The organism is Gemmatimonas phototrophica, from assembly GCF_000695095.2.
In the GTDB taxonomy this organism is placed as follows: Bacteria; Gemmatimonadota; Gemmatimonadetes; order Gemmatimonadales; family Gemmatimonadaceae; genus Gemmatimonas; species Gemmatimonas phototrophica.
On sequence record NZ_CP011454.1, the window covers coordinates 1,642,394 to 1,658,471 of the forward strand.

Annotated in this window: 14 protein-coding genes; all 14 read left to right on the plus strand. The window is 65.4% G+C overall.

Annotated elements, in window-relative coordinates; all coding sequences use genetic code 11:
- The first annotated feature begins 3 nt into the window (after positions 1 to 3).
- The 14 genes from GEMMAAP_RS06810 (at position 4) to GEMMAAP_RS06875 (ending at position 16,070) form a co-directional block, all read left to right on the plus strand.
- Complete coding sequence (locus tag GEMMAAP_RS06810; protein WP_026850362.1) at positions 4 to 630, plus strand: hypothetical protein; 627 nt, start codon at positions 4 to 6, stop codon at positions 628 to 630.
- 23 nt (positions 631 to 653) lie between these two features.
- Positions 654 to 2,141 (plus strand): aldehyde dehydrogenase family protein, encoded by a 1,488-nt coding sequence (locus GEMMAAP_RS06815; protein ID WP_026850363.1) that lies wholly within the window; start codon positions 654 to 656, stop codon positions 2,139 to 2,141.
- A gap of 42 nt (positions 2,142 to 2,183) precedes the next feature.
- Positions 2,184 to 2,897 (plus strand): signal peptidase I, encoded by a 714-nt coding sequence (gene lepB, locus GEMMAAP_RS06820; protein WP_082821549.1) that lies wholly within the window; start codon positions 2,184 to 2,186, stop codon positions 2,895 to 2,897.
- 167 nt (positions 2,898 to 3,064) lie between these two features.
- Complete coding sequence (locus GEMMAAP_RS06825; protein WP_026850365.1) at positions 3,065 to 3,925, plus strand: sigma-70 family RNA polymerase sigma factor; 861 nt, start codon at positions 3,065 to 3,067, stop codon at positions 3,923 to 3,925.
- Position 3,926: 1 nt separating this feature from the next.
- Positions 3,927 to 4,427: a YajQ family cyclic di-GMP-binding protein gene (locus GEMMAAP_RS06830; RefSeq protein WP_026850366.1), complete on the plus strand. Its 501-nt coding sequence runs from the start codon at positions 3,927 to 3,929 to the stop codon at positions 4,425 to 4,427.
- Positions 4,428 to 4,492: 65 nt separating this feature from the next.
- Positions 4,493 to 5,917, plus strand: coding sequence for a 30S ribosomal protein S12 methylthiotransferase RimO (gene rimO, locus GEMMAAP_RS06835; RefSeq protein WP_053334351.1), 1,425 nt, complete (start codon positions 4,493 to 4,495; stop codon positions 5,915 to 5,917).
- Positions 5,914 to 7,227 (plus strand): glutamate-1-semialdehyde 2,1-aminomutase, encoded by a 1,314-nt coding sequence (gene hemL / locus GEMMAAP_RS06840; RefSeq protein ID WP_043581345.1) that lies wholly within the window; start codon positions 5,914 to 5,916, stop codon positions 7,225 to 7,227. The genes rimO and hemL overlap by 4 nt, the downstream gene beginning before the upstream one ends.
- An 18-nt stretch (positions 7,228 to 7,245) precedes the next feature.
- Positions 7,246 to 8,616, plus strand: a complete 1,371-nt coding sequence (locus GEMMAAP_RS06845; protein WP_026850368.1) for a SpoIID/LytB domain-containing protein — start codon at positions 7,246 to 7,248, stop codon at positions 8,614 to 8,616.
- A 22-nt stretch (positions 8,617 to 8,638) separates the two neighbouring features.
- Complete coding sequence (locus GEMMAAP_RS06850; RefSeq protein WP_026850369.1) at positions 8,639 to 9,643, plus strand: Gfo/Idh/MocA family protein; 1,005 nt, start codon at positions 8,639 to 8,641, stop codon at positions 9,641 to 9,643.
- Positions 9,644 to 9,648: 5 nt separating this feature from the next.
- A complete protein-coding gene (locus tag GEMMAAP_RS06855; protein ID WP_082821128.1) occupies positions 9,649 to 10,974 on the plus strand; it encodes a lipoprotein N-acyltransferase Lnb domain-containing protein in 1,326 nt (441 codons plus the stop codon).
- Positions 10,971 to 12,932, plus strand: a complete 1,962-nt coding sequence (locus GEMMAAP_RS06860; protein ID WP_043581349.1) for a hydantoinase/oxoprolinase family protein — start codon at positions 10,971 to 10,973, stop codon at positions 12,930 to 12,932. The genes GEMMAAP_RS06855 and GEMMAAP_RS06860 overlap by 4 nt, the downstream gene beginning before the upstream one ends.
- Positions 12,929 to 13,591 carry a uracil-DNA glycosylase family protein gene (locus GEMMAAP_RS06865; protein ID WP_026850371.1) on the plus strand — a complete coding sequence of 221 codons (663 nt, stop codon included), beginning with the start codon at positions 12,929 to 12,931 and terminating at the stop codon, positions 13,589 to 13,591. Before GEMMAAP_RS06860 ends, GEMMAAP_RS06865 begins: the two co-directional genes overlap by 4 nt.
- On the plus strand, positions 13,588 to 15,183 hold the full coding sequence (locus tag GEMMAAP_RS06870) for a hydantoinase B/oxoprolinase family protein (RefSeq protein WP_043581351.1): 1,596 nt from the start codon (positions 13,588 to 13,590) through the stop codon (positions 15,181 to 15,183). Before GEMMAAP_RS06865 ends, GEMMAAP_RS06870 begins: the two co-directional genes overlap by 4 nt.
- A complete protein-coding gene (locus GEMMAAP_RS06875) occupies positions 15,180 to 16,070 on the plus strand; it encodes a sulfite exporter TauE/SafE family protein (protein ID WP_026850372.1) in 891 nt (296 codons plus the stop codon). The genes GEMMAAP_RS06870 and GEMMAAP_RS06875 overlap by 4 nt, the downstream gene beginning before the upstream one ends.
- Positions 16,071 to 16,078: the final 8 nt, after the last annotated feature.

The following is a 16,078-nucleotide window of genomic DNA, read 5'->3' on the forward strand; positions in this document are numbered from 1 at the left end:
GGCATGAGCGACTGGGACAAGGAACTGGCCAAAATCGACAAGCAGCTCGCGTCCATCTCTGACGAGGAGCTGCTGAAGACCGCGCAACCCGTGGCACCGGCCAAAGGCGCCTCAACGGCCAAGGCGTTGCCGGCGGGGCGTACCGCGGCGGCGCCGGCGATGGCCGCCCCATCCGTAGGCGCCGGGAAGCCGTGGGTGGCCTGGGTGAAAGTGCTGGTGGCCGTGGGGGCCGCGGCGGGGCTCATGTACTGGCCGTGGCCAGCCCGCTGTGGCGCCCCGCTCATTGGCTTTACGGCGGCGACCGGCGGCGTGGCGCTGTTGGGCATCTGGAGTGCAGTGGGGACCTGGCGCCATCGATTGGGCTGGGCGCACCTGGCCTCGCTGCTCGTGACCGCGTGGGGCCTTGGGCTGGGCGCACGCGAGGTACTCCCCCGGGTGGGGTACGCCATTCCTTCGCTGGAACGGGCTGCGCAGTGGAGCTGTGACGGGTTGCCAGCGGTACCCGTGACTTTGCCCGCCAATACGCTGCCACCGGGACCGACGGCGCCCACTCTGGAACCGGGATCACCACAAAATCCCTCTGGCGCCACGCCGTCGGGTGGCACCGCGGCTGGGGGGACCACGCTGTAGTTGGCTCCGGCTACATTTGTGGCATGACCACCACTTATAAGAATTTCATCGGCGGTCAGTGGGTTTCCCCAACCACTGGCGCCTACTTCGAGAATCGGAACCCGGCCAACCAGGACGATCTGATCGGGATGTTCCCGGCCTCCGGTTCCGAGGATGTTGATGCCGCCGTCGCCAGTGCGCAGCGCGGCTTTGCGCTCTGGAAGCGCACCCCGGCACCGGCCCGCGGCGATGTGTTGCGCCGCGTGGGCGATCTGCTTGCGGCACGCAAGGAAGAACTGGCCAACCTCATGACGCGCGAGATGGGCAAGCCGCTCGCAGAAACGCGCGGCGATGTCCAGGAAGGCATCGATACGGCGTATTACGCCGCCACCGAAGGCCGTCGGTTGTTTGGGCATACCGTGCCCAGTGAGCTCGCCAACAAGTGGGCCATGAGCATGCGCCGCCCCATTGGAGTGTGCGGCCTCATCACGCCATTCAACTTCCCGCTCGCCATTCCCACCTGGAAGGCGTTTCCGGCGCTGCTGTGCGGCAACGCGGTGGTGCTCAAGCCCGCCGAAGATGTGCCGCACACCTGCACCGTGCTGGTGGAAGTGCTGCTCGAAGCGGGCCTGCCGCCGGAAGTCATTCAGTTGGTGCACGGCGCGGGCGAAGTGGTGGGCAAGGCGCTGGTGGAGCATCCGCAGGTGCCGGTCATTTCGTTTACCGGAAGCACCGAGACTGGGCGCTTGGTTGGCGAAACGTGTGGCCGCATGCACAAGCGGCTGTCGCTGGAAATGGGCGGCAAGAACGCGCAAATCGTGCTCGACGATGCCAACCTCGATCTCGCCCTTGATGGGGTGCTCTGGGGCGCGTTCGGTACCACCGGCCAGCGGTGCACGGCCACCAGCCGTCTCATTCTGCAGGAGGGCATTCACGATGCCTTCGTGGCCCGGTTGGCCTCCCGTGCCGCTACGCTCAAGCTGGGCGATGGGCGCGTCGTGGGAACCGATGTGGGGCCGCTGGTCAACCAGGCCGCGCTGGACAAGGTGGAGCACTACATCGGCGTCGGGCGTGACCAGGGGGCCACGCTGGTGTGCGGCGGGGAGCGCGCCACCGGTGGCGATCTCGACAAGGGCTACTTCTTTCAGCCCACGATCTTCAGCGGCGTGACCGCCGGCTCGCGCCTCGATCAGGAAGAAATCTTTGGGCCGGTGCTCTCGGTGATCAAAGTGGCGAGTGCCGAAGAAGCGTTTGCCGTGAACAATGGCGTGCGCTACGGACTCTCGAGCTCCGTGTACACGAGCAACGTGAACGTGGCGTTCCGCGCGCTGCAGGATCTCGACAACGGCATCACCTACGTGAATGCCCCCACCATTGGCGCCGAAGCGCACCTCCCCTTTGGTGGCGTCAAGGAAACCGGCAACGGGCACCGCGAAGGCGGTTGGGAAGTGTACGAGTTCTACTCGGAAACCAAGGTCGGATACGTGGACTACTCGGGTGCGCTGCAACGCGCACAGATTGACAATTATTAACCATTTGAAACCGGTGCCGATCGGTTGGCTGTGGCGGCGCGTATGCGCTCCGTAGATCGGCACCGCCGCGACGACGCCTTACGCGAAGCCAATCGTTCGCGGCGCGGGACACGGGGAGGGGGGCGTACGGGGGCGCGGGTGAGCAGCTGGCTGGTGGTGCTCCCCGCGGCGCTCGTGTTATTCCTCGTGCTCCGCACCTTCGTGGTAGAGGCGTTTCGCATTCCGTCGTCGAGCATGGAGCGCACCCTGCTGGTGGGCGACTTTTTGCTCGTCAACAAGTGGGTATACGGAGCACAGGTCCCCTTCACGCGCACCCGGCTACCGGCGCTGCGAACCCCTCGTCACAACGACGTTGTGGTCTTTGACTGGCCGGTGGACCCGGCCAAGGCGTTTGTCAAACGTCTGGTCGGGCTGCCTGGTGACACGCTGAGCATGATGCAAGGGGTGTTGCGTCGGAACGGCACACCGTTGCGCGAATCATACGCGTTTCGCGGCGTCGCCACTGGCGGGGTCTACGACACCATCCTGGATGCGCGTGACAGCTGGGGGCCGCTGGTGGTGCCGCCTCGACACCTCTTTGTCCTGGGCGACAACCGCGCCAATTCCCTCGACAGTCGCTACTGGGGCTTTGTCCCCGATAGTTTGCTGCGCGGGGCACCGTGGTTCGTGTACTACAGTTTTACCCCCGACTCCACAGAGCGCGCACCGTGGCTGACCCGCATTCGCTGGGACCGACTTGGAACGACGGTCCGATAACTGCAGCGGTAAAGCTGTCCCGGATTTAGCAGCAGGGTGCGTTGACGAATGGCCTCGTCTCCGTCAGGCTTATAGTTCGGCAGTTCCGTTAAAGTAAATGCTCGATACCGCGTTTCCCTCCTGCGCGGTGTACACGATGGGCCTCTCAGCACTCGAGCCGGTCGAACATGGCTGTCACTCCCCCGAAAAAGAAGGCGTCGTACGAGGAAGGCTCCCTCGATCAGTACCTGCGCGACATCAGTGCGTATCCGCTGATTTCGCGAGAGGAAGAAGCCGAGCTGGCACGACGTATTCGTGCGGGAGATCAGGAAGCGCTCGACAAGCTGGTGCGATCGAATCTGCGCTTTGTCGTCAGCGTGGCCAAGAAGTATCAGAATCAGGGCGTATCCCTCTCCGACCTGATCAACGAGGGCAACCTCGGCCTGATCCGTGCGGCCCACAAGTTTGACGAAACGAAGGGGATCAAGTTCATCTCCTACGCCGTCTGGTGGATCCGTCAGGCCATCCTGCAGGCCCTCGCGGAGCAGTCGCGCATCGTGCGCGTGCCACTCAATCGGGCCGGGACGCTGCACCGCATCGGCAAGCGCGCCAATACGCTGCTGCAGGAGCTGGGGCGCGAGGCCACGCACGCGGAAATTGCCGAAGGCATGGACATTACCGAGGAGGAAGTCGCCAAGACGATGTCCATCTCGCAGGTGCACCTGTCGCTGGATGCCCCGCTTACGCCTGGCGAAGACAATCGCCTGCTGGATTATCTGCCCGATACGATGCACCCCACGCCGGAAGATCAGACCTTTGAAAAGGCCATGATCGAAGCCATCGCCGAGTCGTTGGGTGGGCTCAAGGAGCGTGAAGCGAAGATTCTTCGTCTCTACTTCGGCATTGATGGTGGCGAGGCGATGACGCTCGAGGAAATCGGCGCGGACCTCGGCATCACCCGGGAACGCGTCCGGCAGATCAAGGAAAAGGCGCTGTCGCGGTTGCGTCACGTGAGCCGCGCCAAATCACTCGAAAGCTTCCTCCTATAACATGGCTTCAGCGTATTCATTCGATGTGACCACCGGCTGCGATTTGCAGGAAGTGGACAACGCGGTCAATCAAGCGCAAAAGGAAGTGGCGCAGCGCTTCGACTTCAAAGGCTCGCACATTCTCATCGACTTCAAGCGCGCCGACGCCGTGATTCACATTGAGGCGGAAGGCGAAATGCGGCACGACGCCCTTATCGATGTGCTGCGAGGGAAGCTGATCAAGCGGGGCGTCTCGGTGAAGAATCTCGAGTTCACCGACCCCAAGCCTGGCAGTCACGAGATTCTGCGTTCGGAAATCAAGCTCAAAATGGCGCTGGACAGCGAGACGGCCAAGAAGGTTACGGCCGCGGTCAAAGAGGCCAAGCTCAAAAAGATCACGGCGTCCATTCAGGGTGAGCAGGTACGCATTTCCAGCCCGGACAAGGACATGCTGCAGGAGTGCATAGCGATGTTGCGCGGCGGGGAATTCGGCGTGGAGCTGCAGTTCGGGAATTTCCGGTAGGGGCAGCGGCAAGACCGGCCCGCGGCGTCTGGAGCCTGAGTGCCGCAGGGCACTAGATTCCCGGGATGCTGAAATTCGGGCTGGTCACCCTCGGGTGCGACAAAAATACGGTGGACTCCGAGCGCTATCTCGCGGACCTCGTGGCGCACGGCGCCGAGCCGGTGCAGGACCTGCGCGACGCGGATGTCGTGCTGGTGAACACCTGCGGGTTCATCGATGCCGCCAAGGCCGAGTCCATTGAGGCCATCGTGGACGCGGCGCGCCTCAAGGATGACGGGCAGGTGAAGGCAGTCTTTGCCATTGGCTGCATGGTGGAGCGCCACAAGGACGAGCTGATCGACGCGCTCCCCGAAGTCGACGTGTTTCTGGGGAACTCCGAAACCGACCGCATTGTGCCGGAACTGGTGGAGCGCGGGCTCTTGGGCGGGTCACTGGTGGAGCACCCCGGTGTGCGCCTGTTCAGCGGCGACCTGCCGCAGGTGCGCTACCTCAAGATCTCCGAGGGGTGTGACCACGGCTGCGCTTTCTGCGCCATTCCGCTCATGCGCGGCAAGCATCGGAGCTTTGCGCTGGATGACCTCGTGCGCGAGGCCCAGCTGCTGGAAGCGCAGGGGGCGCGCGAAATCAATCTCGTGGCGCAGGACCTCGCGCATTACGGACGTGATCGCCGCGATGGCAATGCACTCCCCGAGCTGCTCGAAGCGCTCGTGCGCGAAACCACCATTCCGTGGATTCGCAACATGTATCTCTACAGCACCGGCATTACGCCGCGGCTGCTTGAGGTGATTGCGGCCAACGAGCGCATCGTGCGCTGGCTTGATACGCCCATGCAGCACGGCAGCGATGCGGTGTTGGCGCGCATGCGGCGTCCGGAGCGCCAGAAGACCATTCGCGAGCGGCTCGCGCAGTACCGCAGCATTGTGCCCGATCTGGCCGTGCGCACCAGCGTAATTGTGGGCTTCCCCGGCGAAACTGAAGACGATTTCAACACGCTCTGCGACTTCCTCGAGGAGATGCAGTTTGATCGCGTGGGCGTGTTTACCTATTCGCCGCAGGAAGGCACCCGCGCGTTCGCCATGGACGACGATGTGGCCGAAAGCATCAAGCAGGAGCGCAAAGAGCGATTGGAGGAGTTGCAACGCAGTATTACCGCGTCGCGCTACGAACGCTTCCTCAATCGCGAGGCGCGCGTCATGGTGGAGCGGGCCGGCGAGGCGCCCAATGTGTGGGTATGCCGCGCGCCCTGGCAGGCTGATGACATTGATGGGCTCATGCACGTGTCGGTGCCGGAACCGTTGCGGCAGGGCACGCGTCCGGTGCCGGGCGCCATGCTGGATGTGCACGTTGACCAGGTGGTCGACGATTACGATTTCACCGCCACCTTGTTGCGGGTTGCTGATCTGCCCGCGCAGGCAACACCTGTTCGCTCCTCCCGCGCATTGCCGCTGGTGGGGCTCGATACCACGACCGCCGGGAGCTTTGGCCGATGAACGTCTCCAATTCGTTGCGCACCAACAATACGCGCTCCGCTGAAATCATGGCGCGTGCGCGTGGGCGTTTTCCCGGGGGCGTCAATTCGCCCGTGCGGGCCTTTCGCGGGGTGGGCGGAGAGCCGTTTGTCGCCGCACGAGGCAAGGGCGCCTTTGTGTGGGACGCCGATGGAAACGAATACATCGACTACATCCTGTCGTGGGGACCGCTGGTGCTGGGGCACGCGCCGCAGGTGGTGCTCGATGCGCTCGCCAAGGTCATGCAGGATGGGACCAGCTTTGGCATGCCCACCGAGCGCGAAGTGGACTTGGCCGACATGATTGCCGCGCGCATGCCGCATCTGGAGATGGTGCGGTTTACCAGCAGCGGTACCGAAGCGGCCATGAGTATTGCACGGCTGGCCCGGGCCATCACCAAGCGGGAATACATCCTCAAGTTTGAAGGGTGCTATCACGGCCATGCCGACGCGTTCCTCGTGCGTGCCGGCAGTGGGGTGGCCACGCTGGGGTTGCCTGATAGCCCTGGCGTACCGGAGGCATTGGCCAAGCTGACGCTGACCTGTGCCTACAACGACCTCGAGGCGGTGGAGAAGATCGCCCGTGAAGTGCCGTTGGCGGCCATCATGCTGGAGCCCATTGTGGGCAATGGCGGTTATATCGAGCCCACGGCGGAGTTCATTCCGGGGCTGCGCCGCATTGCTGACGAAACCGGGGCCTTGCTCGTCTTTGATGAAGTGATGACCGGATTCCGCATTGCCTACGGTGGCGCCGCCGAGCGCTTTGGAGTGACCCCCGACCTGACCGCGCTTGGTAAGGTGATTGGTGGGGGGCTGCCCGTGGCTGCCTATGGGGGCAAGCGGGAATTCATGGAGCACATCGCGCCCACGGGACCGGTGTACCAGGCCGGCACGTTGTCGGGCAATCCGCTGGCCATGGCTGGTGGGCTGGCCACGTTGGGAGCGCTGACGCGCGAAGTGCACGACGGGATCACGGCGCAAACGGCCAATCTGGTGCAGGGGATGCGCGACATTGCCGCCCGTCACGGCGTCCCCTTCACGGCCAGCCACAGCGGCTCCATGTGGGGCTTCTTCTTCCGCGACGGTGTGGTGCGCACCTTCGAAGACGCGAAGCTCAGCGATGTGTCGTTGTTCAAGCGCTTCTTCCACGCCGCGCGTCGGCGTGGTGTGAGCCTGGCGCCCAGTGCGTTCGAGGCGGCGTTCATGTCGTCGGCCCACGGGCCGGCGGAGATTGCGGAGACACTCAATCGCCTCGACGACGCACTTGGCGCGGCGTTGGCGGAACGGGACTGAATTGATGCGAGGCTGTGCATGACCACTCCACCGCGTCGCCCGCCGGTTGCCGGCGCGCTGCGCTATCTGGCCCCGGCGCTTTTTGGGGGAGTGATCATCGCGGCCGCCACGATGCTGGCCTGTGCGCCGTCGTCGGCGTCCGGCGGCATGCAGCCCGTGCTGGGCGCCGCGCGCCCTGGTCAGTCGGTTGAACAGCGTGAGCTGAACGGCAGGCTGGAACGGGACCGGGTGGCGCTGGTGGTCCTCGGGGCCCGGCAAGCCGATGCGGCCGTCAGTGCGTCAGGGCGCTGGCGTATAGATGAGCAGGGCGGCCGCGTGTCGTTGGTGAAGGGGCAGGGGGATGAGCCCTGGCGTGTGGAGCAGAAGAATGGCCTGCTCCGCGTGGCCGGTGACGGCGGTGATGCGACCCCCTGGCGTGAAGGGCCATTTGTGGCTCGCCCCTCCGGCGACACCTTCCTGCGGTTCGGCAATCGCCGCTACCGGGGCGAATTGGTGTTCACCGCCACCGATAGCGGTGTGATGGTCGTGAATCGCCTGCCGGTGGAAGACTACCTGCGTGGCGTGGTCCCGCTGGAATTGCCGGCCCGCAGCCCCGGCGATCGGGCGGCGATTGAGGCGCAGGCCATCGCGGCGCGCAGCTACACCTACATTCGGGTGCCCAGTGGCGTGGTGGAGGCTCCGGTGCGGGGCTTCAACCTGGTGGCCACGGTGCAGAACCAGGTATACGGTGGCGTGGATGTGGAGCACCCGGTGGTGAACGCCGCTATCGACGGCACGGCGGGGCTCGTTATCCGGTACAACGGGTTGCTGGTAGACGCGCCGTATTACTCCAGCTGCGGGGGCAAAACGGCGGTGCCGTCGGAAGCGTGGCGCGGGGTGAAGGAAGAGCCGTATCTCCAGCCGGTGGACGATATCGATCCACGCACGGGGCGGCCGTATTGCGATATCTCCCCCCGCAACCACTGGCAGGCCGACTTTGACGAGGCGCAGCTGCAGGAAATCGTGCGTCGGGCGCTGCAGACGAGCGGAGCACGGGACCCGCGCCCGGCCGCGGTGACGGCGTTCTCCATCCCCGCCCGCGGGCGCTCCGGCCGTGCCAGCAGCGTCGTCTTGCGAACGGAACGTGGCGATATCGCCGTGTCGGCCCGAGATATTCGTGCGGTGATGCGAGATGCGCGTGGCGCGATCCTGCACAGCACGTATTTTTCCGTGGACCGCGAATCGCGCGGCCGTGGGCACCTGACCGGGCTCACGCTGCGCGGTGCCGGCAACGGCCACGGAGTGGGGATGTGCCAGTGGGGGGCCATTGGCCGGGCGAGAGCCGGCGCCAATGCCCGCGAAATCCTGAGCCATTACTATCCGGGGACTGTCGTCGGCTTCGCCGATTGATCTGTTACCCCCGGAGGCGTTGATGAAGGACGGCGTACGCATCGCCGTCGTTGGCACGGGTGCCATTGCCCAGCTAACGCACATTCCAGTCTTGTCCAAGCTGCGCGGCGCGTCGCTTGTTGCCCTGTGCGACAACGATGCGGCCAAAGCGCGTGCGCTGGCTGACCGCTTCGGGGTCCCCGATGTGTTCACCGACTTCGAGGAGTTGCTCGATAGCGACGAACTCGACGCGGTCGTCATTGCCACGCCCAATCACCTGCACGAGCCGCACGTGCTCAGCGCGCTACGCAAGAAGCTGCACGTGCTTTGTGAGCGCCCATTGGCACTGTCGGCCCGCGGCATTGAACGGTGCCTTGCGGCAGCGCAGAAAACCGATGTCCGGCTGGTGGTGGGGCACAACCATCGCTTCCGCAGCGATACGCAGGCGCTCGACCAGTTCATCCGGAACGGCGAGCTGGGGCAGGTCACAAGCATTCGCTGCGGCTCCTTGCAGGTCAAAAAGAACGCCGACGGATGGCGCAACCGCCGCGCGGAGTCGGGGGGCGGCGTGTTCCTCGAGCATGGCTTCCCGTTGCTCGATCTGGCCATGTGGCTCGCCGATGGCCCGTCTCCGGTGCGTGTGGTGTCGAGCATGCGACGCGGCCGCGGGGCCGGCGCCGTGGAAGATGCCATGCAGGTGTTCCTCGAATGCGAGAACGGCCTGGTGGTGAATCTCGATCTGTCCTGGTCATACGTGGGCGACGAGGATCGGTGGTGGTTTGAAGTGCACGCGACTCGCGGGTCGGCCAAGCTGGCTCCGTTGCGCGTCACCAAGGAACTCAACGGGCGCGCGGTGGATGTGTCGCCCAGCGGTGCCGGCGTGCGGGAAAGTCCGTTCCTGCAAAGCTACCGGGCCGAAATCGCCCACTTTCTGGCGGTCATTCGTGGCGAAACGCCATACGAAGCACCAACGGATCAGGTGGGCGTTCAGAAGATTGTCGAGGCGGTGTACAAGGCCGCCGAAGACGGCAAGGAAATCCGGTTCTGAGCCGCATGTCTTCTCCTCGACAATCGTGGGCGCGCCGTGTTGCCACCGCCATGGGCGTGGTGACCGGCGCGCTGTGCATTGCGGCGGTATCGCTCACCACGCTGCATGCGCAGGCGCCACTCCCCGATAACGTGCCCCAGACGCCACGGCCGCCGGCTCCCGGCACCTCGCCCGCGCTCGACAGCGCCCGCGCGGCCCGAGGCGCGACGCTGCAGGTGGTGCTCTACACCTACGGACCGGGCCCCGAAGTGTTTGAAAAGTTCGGGCACGTTGCGCTTGCGATCGAAGACACGCAGACCGGCGAGAGCATTGCCTACAACTGGGGGATGTTCGACTTCAACCAGCCGAATTTCCTCGCCCGGTTTCTCACCGGCGATACGAAGTACTGGATGGCCGGCTATCGCACCGGTGAGTTCAATGCGATGTATCAGTCGCAGGACCGCACCATTCGCCAGCAGCGCCTCAATCTCACTCCCATGCAGCGGGGGGCGTTGTCCGATCTGGTGTCGTGGAATGCGCGCGAAGAGAACGCGTACTACCGCTACGACTACTACAACGACAACTGCAGTACGCGCGTGCGTGATGCGCTGGATTGGGCACTCGGTGGCGTGGTGCGCCAAGCGCTGGATACCGTGGATGGTCACTTTACCTGGCGCAACGAAACGGCTCGCATTACGGCCGAGAATCTCCCGGTGTATGCGGGCATTCAACTCGCGCTCGGTCGCACCGCTGATCGGCATCTGACACGCTGGCAACTCGCATTCCTGCCAGAACGCTTTGCCGATGATCTGGCGCGTACCGCGGTGGGCGGGGCGTCCCTGGTGGCGCACGATTCCGTGCTGTACGCCACGCAGAGTCTGCCGACCTTGGTGCACGTGCCCCAGCGTACCATGCCGGCGCTGGCACTGGGCATGGTGCTGGGCGTGGCGGTATTTGCCCTCGCCCGTCTCGCACCGGCGCTGTTGAGTGCTTTTGGTGTGCTGTGGTATGGTGCAGGCGGTGTGCTGGGTACGGCGCTGTTGCTGGCTGGCACCGTGACCAAGCACATCCCGTACATGGGCTCGAACCTCAACCTCACGCTGGTCTCGCCCCTGCTGCTGGTGGCCGCGCTGTTCTGGAGCTGGCGTACGCGCGACGATGCCAAGGGACGGTCTGGTCGTGCGCTCAGCGCCGTGGTGGCCGGTATTGCGGTGGTGGGGTTGGTGTTGGAGCACCTGCCCGCTCTATCACAGGGGAGCATCATGGTCTTCATGACCGTGGTACCGGTGCATGTGGCCCTCGCGATAGTGGCCAACCGTCGTCTGCGGCGGGCGCCGTCGGCAACCCCATGAGCAATCACACCGGGGTGGCCGTCGGCATTGATGTGGGCGGCACCTTCACCGATCTCGCCGCGCTGCACCACGACGGCACGGTGTCCACCACCAAGGTGCTCAGTGTCCCTGCCGACCGCGCGCAGGGCGTACTGCAGGCGTTGGACGCGGCACAGCTGCAGGCGCAGGACATCGCGCACATTGCGCACGGCACGACGGTGGTCACCAACCTGCTGCTGGAGCGCCGCGGAGCCCCGGTGGTGTTGTGTGCCACGCAGGGGTTCACCGATGTGCTGGAGTTGCGTCGGCAGGAACGTGCGGCTCTCTATGATTTGTCGCAGCACCATGCGGCGCCGCTCGTGTCCGGACCGCAAGTCATTGCGGTGCCGGAGCGCATCGCGCCGGAGGGCGTGGTAACGTCACTCGAGCACGAAGGCGTGGCGCACGTGGTCGCTACGGCGCTGGCGCAGGCCACCGTCTGTGGCGCCGAAACGGTAGCGATCACCCTGCTGCACGCGTACGGCGACCCGTCGCATGAGCAGCGGCTCGCGGAAGCGTTGCGGTTGGCGATTGCAGCGCAGGGGCTCGCGCTGGATGTGGTGGCCAGTCACGAGGTGTTGCCGGAAATCCGCGAGTACGAACGCATGGCCACCACCGTGGCAGAAGCGTATGCGCGTCCAGCGGTGCGCCGCTATCTGGCGGGACTCAGCACCCGTCTCGCGGCCCGCGGATATCCGGCGCCGCGGGTCATGACGTCGGCCGGCGGCACCCTCGAAACAGAGGAGGCCGCGCACCATGCCGCGGCACTGGCGCTCAGTGGACCTGCCGGCGGCGTCACCGGAGCTGCGGCCATCGCGCGCGCGCTCGGCGTTTCGCGGGCGCTGACGATCGACATTGGTGGGACCAGCGCCGACGTGGGGCTCATTGAAGATGGGGAGCCCCTGGTGGAGCGCGGCGGTGGCGTGGGGGGGATTCCCATTGCCTTGCCGCGCGTGTTGGTGGAAGCCGTTGCCGCCGGTGGCGGCAGCATTGCCTGGCTGGACGATGGCGGCGCCCTGCGCGCAGGCCCGGAAAGCGCCGGCGCCATGCCGGGGCCGGCTGCCTACGATCGCGGTGGGGAACGCCCCACGGTGACCGATGCACACGTGGTGTTGGGCACCATTGCCGCCGGCAAATGGAGTGGAGGCGTGCGCATCAGCCGCGACAAGGCGGTGGCGGCGGTGGCCACCATTGCCGCCCCACTGGGTGTGTCGGTGGAGCGCGCGGCCGAAGCGATTATTGCGACCGCCGATGCGACCATGGCGCGCGCGTTACGCCGCGTCAGTGTGGAACGCGGGGTCGATCCGCGTGGCATTCCACTCATTGCATTCGGCGGTGGGGGGCCGTTGCATGCCTGCGGGTTGGCTGAACGCTTGGGTATGCGACAGGTCATCGTGCCGCCACACGCGGGCGTGCTGAGCGCCGTCGGCCTTGCCCTGGCACCTGAACGTCGGGAACGGCTCACGAGCTGTGTGGTGGAGGCAGAGGCGTGGAGTGATGCCTCGATGTCCACATTGCTGAGTGCCTCGGCGAGCGCATTGGGGCAGGGGCGTTCGCATCTCGAGCCCCGGTGGTGGCTGCGGGCCCGCTACGTGGGCCAGGGGTATGAACTGGATGTGCCGGTCGTTCCGGGCGATCCGGTGGAGTTGGTGGTGACGCGCTTCATTGCGCGGCACGAGCAGCGCGCCGGGTTTACGCTGGAGCGCCCTGTCGAGTTCATCAGCGCCCGCACCACGCTCAGCAGCGCCCCGTGGCCGGTGCGATTGGTGCGACCGGTCCGTTCGGGCGACATTCCTCCGCAGGTGGATGATGGGCGGGCCATGACGCGCACCGTACACGGTGATGCGGTGGTCCGGTTGCCCGATGCCACCATGCGGGTGGCCCCTGGCTGGACTGCCCGTGCGCTGGAAATTGGTGGTTGGCTACTGGAGCAGACATGAGCGCCGCACGCATAGAAGTGGGACGTATCCTCGGCACCCCCGTGCACATGCTGCTTCCTCAGGAAGGGGCGGTCCATGTGCTCATCGTGGGGGAGGCCCCGGGGCCACGCGGCGCCGACAAGAGCGGCATTCCCTTCTTCGGTGATGCGGCGGGCAAGCACTTGTATCAGGCCTTGGCCCGAATGGGTGCGGTGACGTTGCCACCCGAAGTGGATGACATGCCATGGGATGGCGCGCTGTTCACCGCCGCCGGCCTCGCCCCCATTTCGCACGGAGTGGCGCTGGGGAATGCCTTCGATCGGTGTCCCACTGACGATGGGCAATCGTTTCGGGCCCCTATCCGCGCCGAGTTGGAGAGTCAGCGCAACATCTCGCGCCTCAACCGTGATCTGGATCAGCTGGTATCGCGAGGGCTGAAGGGCATTGTCACCTTGGGACGCGTGGCCACGCGCACCTTTGATGTGGTGTTCAAGCAGAAGCCCCGAGCGGACATCGCCCGACGGGCACTGCCACACCCATCGGCGCAAGGGTTGTTGTCCATGGCGCCTGATCGTGGCAAGGGATCGCGCATGACCGACTTGCAGGAGGCGTGGATGGTGCGCTGTGAATACGCCATTCTCCAGGCCGGCTATCCGGCGCCCGCCAGCGGCGACACATGACCACCAACAACGCTGCGGCGTTTGACGCGCTGGAACTCACGGTCTTTTCGCAGGGCGTGGCCATGCTCGCGGAGGAGATGGGCGGCCTACTGGAACGCAGCAGTATTTCGCCCAACATCCGCGAGCGTCGCGATGCGTCGTGCGCGCTGTTCGATGCGTCGGGGCGCATGGTGGCGCAAGCGGCGCATATTCCGGTGCATCTGGGCGCCATGCCGGAATCGGTGGCGGCCGTGCGTGCTGCGGGCGCCGCGGCTGGTGACGTGTTTCTGCTTAATGATCCATCGCACGGCGGGTCGCATTTGCCCGATCTCACCATGGTAGAGGTCATTGCGCATCCGTCGCAAGCCGATCGCATTATTGGGTATGCCGCCGTGCGCGCCCATCATGCCGATGTCGGTGGCATCAGTCCGGGAAGCATGCCCTTTGGGGCCACGGAGTTGTATCAGGAAGGGCTGATCGTGCCGCCGGTACGCATTGAGGTACATGGCATACCGCAACGCGATGTGATGACGCTGGTGCTGGCGAATGTACGAACGCCCGCCGAGCGCGAGGGGGATTTGCGGGCGCAGCGCGCTGCCTGCGCGGCCGGGCGTCGTGGGTGGCAGGCGCTGTTCACGCGGCTTGGCGACGCCACGTTGCAGGCGGCCGTGGATGCGCTGCTCGATTACACCGAGCGACGTGTGCGGGCGCGACTGGCGTTGCTGGAAGGGGCCACTGGACAAGCCGCCGACGCGCTGGAAGGCGATGGCGTGAGCGACCAGCCGATTCCGGTGGTCATTCGGGCCACTGTGCGCAACGGAACTCTGTTGCTTGATCTCACCGGCACCTCACCCGCGGTGCGTGGCAATGTGAACGCGCCCCCCGCGGTGGCCCGTGCGGCCGCGGTGTTTGTGTTGCGCGTGTTGTGCGACGATGACGTGCCCGTAAACGACGGTGTGGCGCGCGCGGTGCACCTCACCATCCCCGACGATTGTGTGGCCAACGCCAAGCGTCCGAGCGCCGTGGCGGCCGGGAATGTGGAACTGTCGCAGCGCATGACCGACGTGTGTTTTGCGGCGTTGGCCAAAGCGGCGGCCAGTATTGGTGTACATGATCTGGTCATCCCGGCCTGCGGGCAGGGCACCATGAACAACATCACGCTGGGCGCGCCGGGGTGGAGCTTTTACGAAACACTGGGAGGAGGGCAGGGGGCCAGCTTGCGCGGTCCTGGCCCTGATGCCGTGCACGTGGGGATGAGCAACACGCGCAACACCCCAGTGGAAAGTCTTGAGCGGGCGTATCCGCTGCGCATTGTGGAGTACGCCGTGCGACGTGGCAGCGGTGGCGCTGGACAGTTTCCCGGCGGCGATGGGGTGGTACGTCGCTATCAGGCGCTGGTACCGTGCACCGCGACGTTGCTCACCGAGCGTCGGGTCGTGGCGCCACCGGGCGCCAACGGCGGGATGCCAGGTGCCGCTGGCAACAACCTGTTGAACAGCACAGTACTCCCCGCGAAAACACGCGTGGCACTCTCGGCAGGTGATGTGCTCACGCTGGAGACACCCGGTGGTGGTGGCTGGGGTGTGCCGGTATCCAACACGCAGGGCCAATGAACATCCGGTTGCTGCTGCTGGTTGCCATTGCCGCGCTCTCCTCGCTTTTCGTGTGGCGATGGTGGCAAACCGCGCGCGCCGACGCTGCAGCCGCTGGTGGCGACACCGATCGTTCGCGTTGGCCCTCGCCATTGCAGGTGGTGATCGGGTTTGTGGTCAGCTTTTTGGATACGCTGGGCATTGGCTCGCTGGCCACCACCACCACGGTGTTCAAGGCACTGAAGATGGTGCCCGATGAGCGGCTGCCGGCCACGATGATTGTGGGGCTCACCATGTCGGTGGTGGCGCAGGCGCTCATTTTCATTACGGTCATTCAGATTGACAGCACCGTACTGGCCATGATGATTGCCACGGCGCTGGTGGGCGGCTGGCTGGGGGCGGGTATTGTGGCCCGCCTGCCGCGCCAACCCATTCAGCTGGGCATGGGCATCGCTCTGTTGCTGGCCGCCGTGTTCATGACCGTGAGTCAGCTGGGGCGTATGCCCACCGGTGGTACGGCGCTCACGCTGTCGGGCACACCGCTCATCATTGCGCTTGCCGTCAACTTCGTCCTTGGCGCGCTGGTCATGCTGGGCATTGGCAACTACGGCCCCACCTTCGTGCTGCTGAGTGTATTGGGTATGGATCCGCGCGCGGCGTTTCCCATCATGATGGGCAGCGGGGCCTTCGCCGCGCTGATGGGGTGCCTGGAGTTCCTCAAGCGTCGCAATCATGTGCAGCGCCCCGCGTTGGGACTCGCGCTTGGTGGTGTACCGGGCGTGCTGGTGGCGGCACTGCTGGTCAAATCGCTCCCGCTGGATATGCTGCGGTGGCTGGTGGTGCTGGTGGTGATTTACGCGGGCATCGTGATGTTGCGTTCGGCGCTCACGGCCCGCGCACGCGCGTAATCGCGGCC

Coding starts and splice junctions, on each gene's coding strand:
- GEMMAAP_RS06865 (WP_026850371.1), top strand. CDS start 12,929: ATGAGCGCCGCACGCATAGAAGTGGGACGTATCCTCGGCACCCCCGTG.
- hemL (WP_043581345.1), top strand. CDS start 5,914: ATGAACGTCTCCAATTCGTTGCGCACCAACAATACGCGCTCCGCTGAA.
- GEMMAAP_RS06875 (WP_026850372.1), top strand. CDS start 15,180: ATGAACATCCGGTTGCTGCTGCTGGTTGCCATTGCCGCGCTCTCCTCG.
- GEMMAAP_RS06860 (WP_043581349.1), top strand. CDS start 10,971: ATGAGCAATCACACCGGGGTGGCCGTCGGCATTGATGTGGGCGGCACC.
- GEMMAAP_RS06830 (WP_026850366.1), top strand. CDS start 3,927: ATGGCTTCAGCGTATTCATTCGATGTGACCACCGGCTGCGATTTGCAG.
- GEMMAAP_RS06850 (WP_026850369.1), top strand. CDS start 8,639: ATGAAGGACGGCGTACGCATCGCCGTCGTTGGCACGGGTGCCATTGCC.
- lepB (WP_082821549.1), top strand. CDS start 2,184: ATGCGCTCCGTAGATCGGCACCGCCGCGACGACGCCTTACGCGAAGCC.
- GEMMAAP_RS06815 (WP_026850363.1), top strand. CDS start 654: ATGACCACCACTTATAAGAATTTCATCGGCGGTCAGTGGGTTTCCCCA.
- GEMMAAP_RS06825 (WP_026850365.1), top strand. CDS start 3,065: ATGGCTGTCACTCCCCCGAAAAAGAAGGCGTCGTACGAGGAAGGCTCC.
- GEMMAAP_RS06870 (WP_043581351.1), top strand. CDS start 13,588: ATGACCACCAACAACGCTGCGGCGTTTGACGCGCTGGAACTCACGGTC.
- rimO (WP_053334351.1), top strand. CDS start 4,493: ATGCTGAAATTCGGGCTGGTCACCCTCGGGTGCGACAAAAATACGGTG.
- GEMMAAP_RS06845 (WP_026850368.1), top strand. CDS start 7,246: ATGACCACTCCACCGCGTCGCCCGCCGGTTGCCGGCGCGCTGCGCTAT.
- GEMMAAP_RS06810 (WP_026850362.1), top strand. CDS start 4: ATGAGCGACTGGGACAAGGAACTGGCCAAAATCGACAAGCAGCTCGCG.
- GEMMAAP_RS06855 (WP_082821128.1), top strand. CDS start 9,649: ATGTCTTCTCCTCGACAATCGTGGGCGCGCCGTGTTGCCACCGCCATG.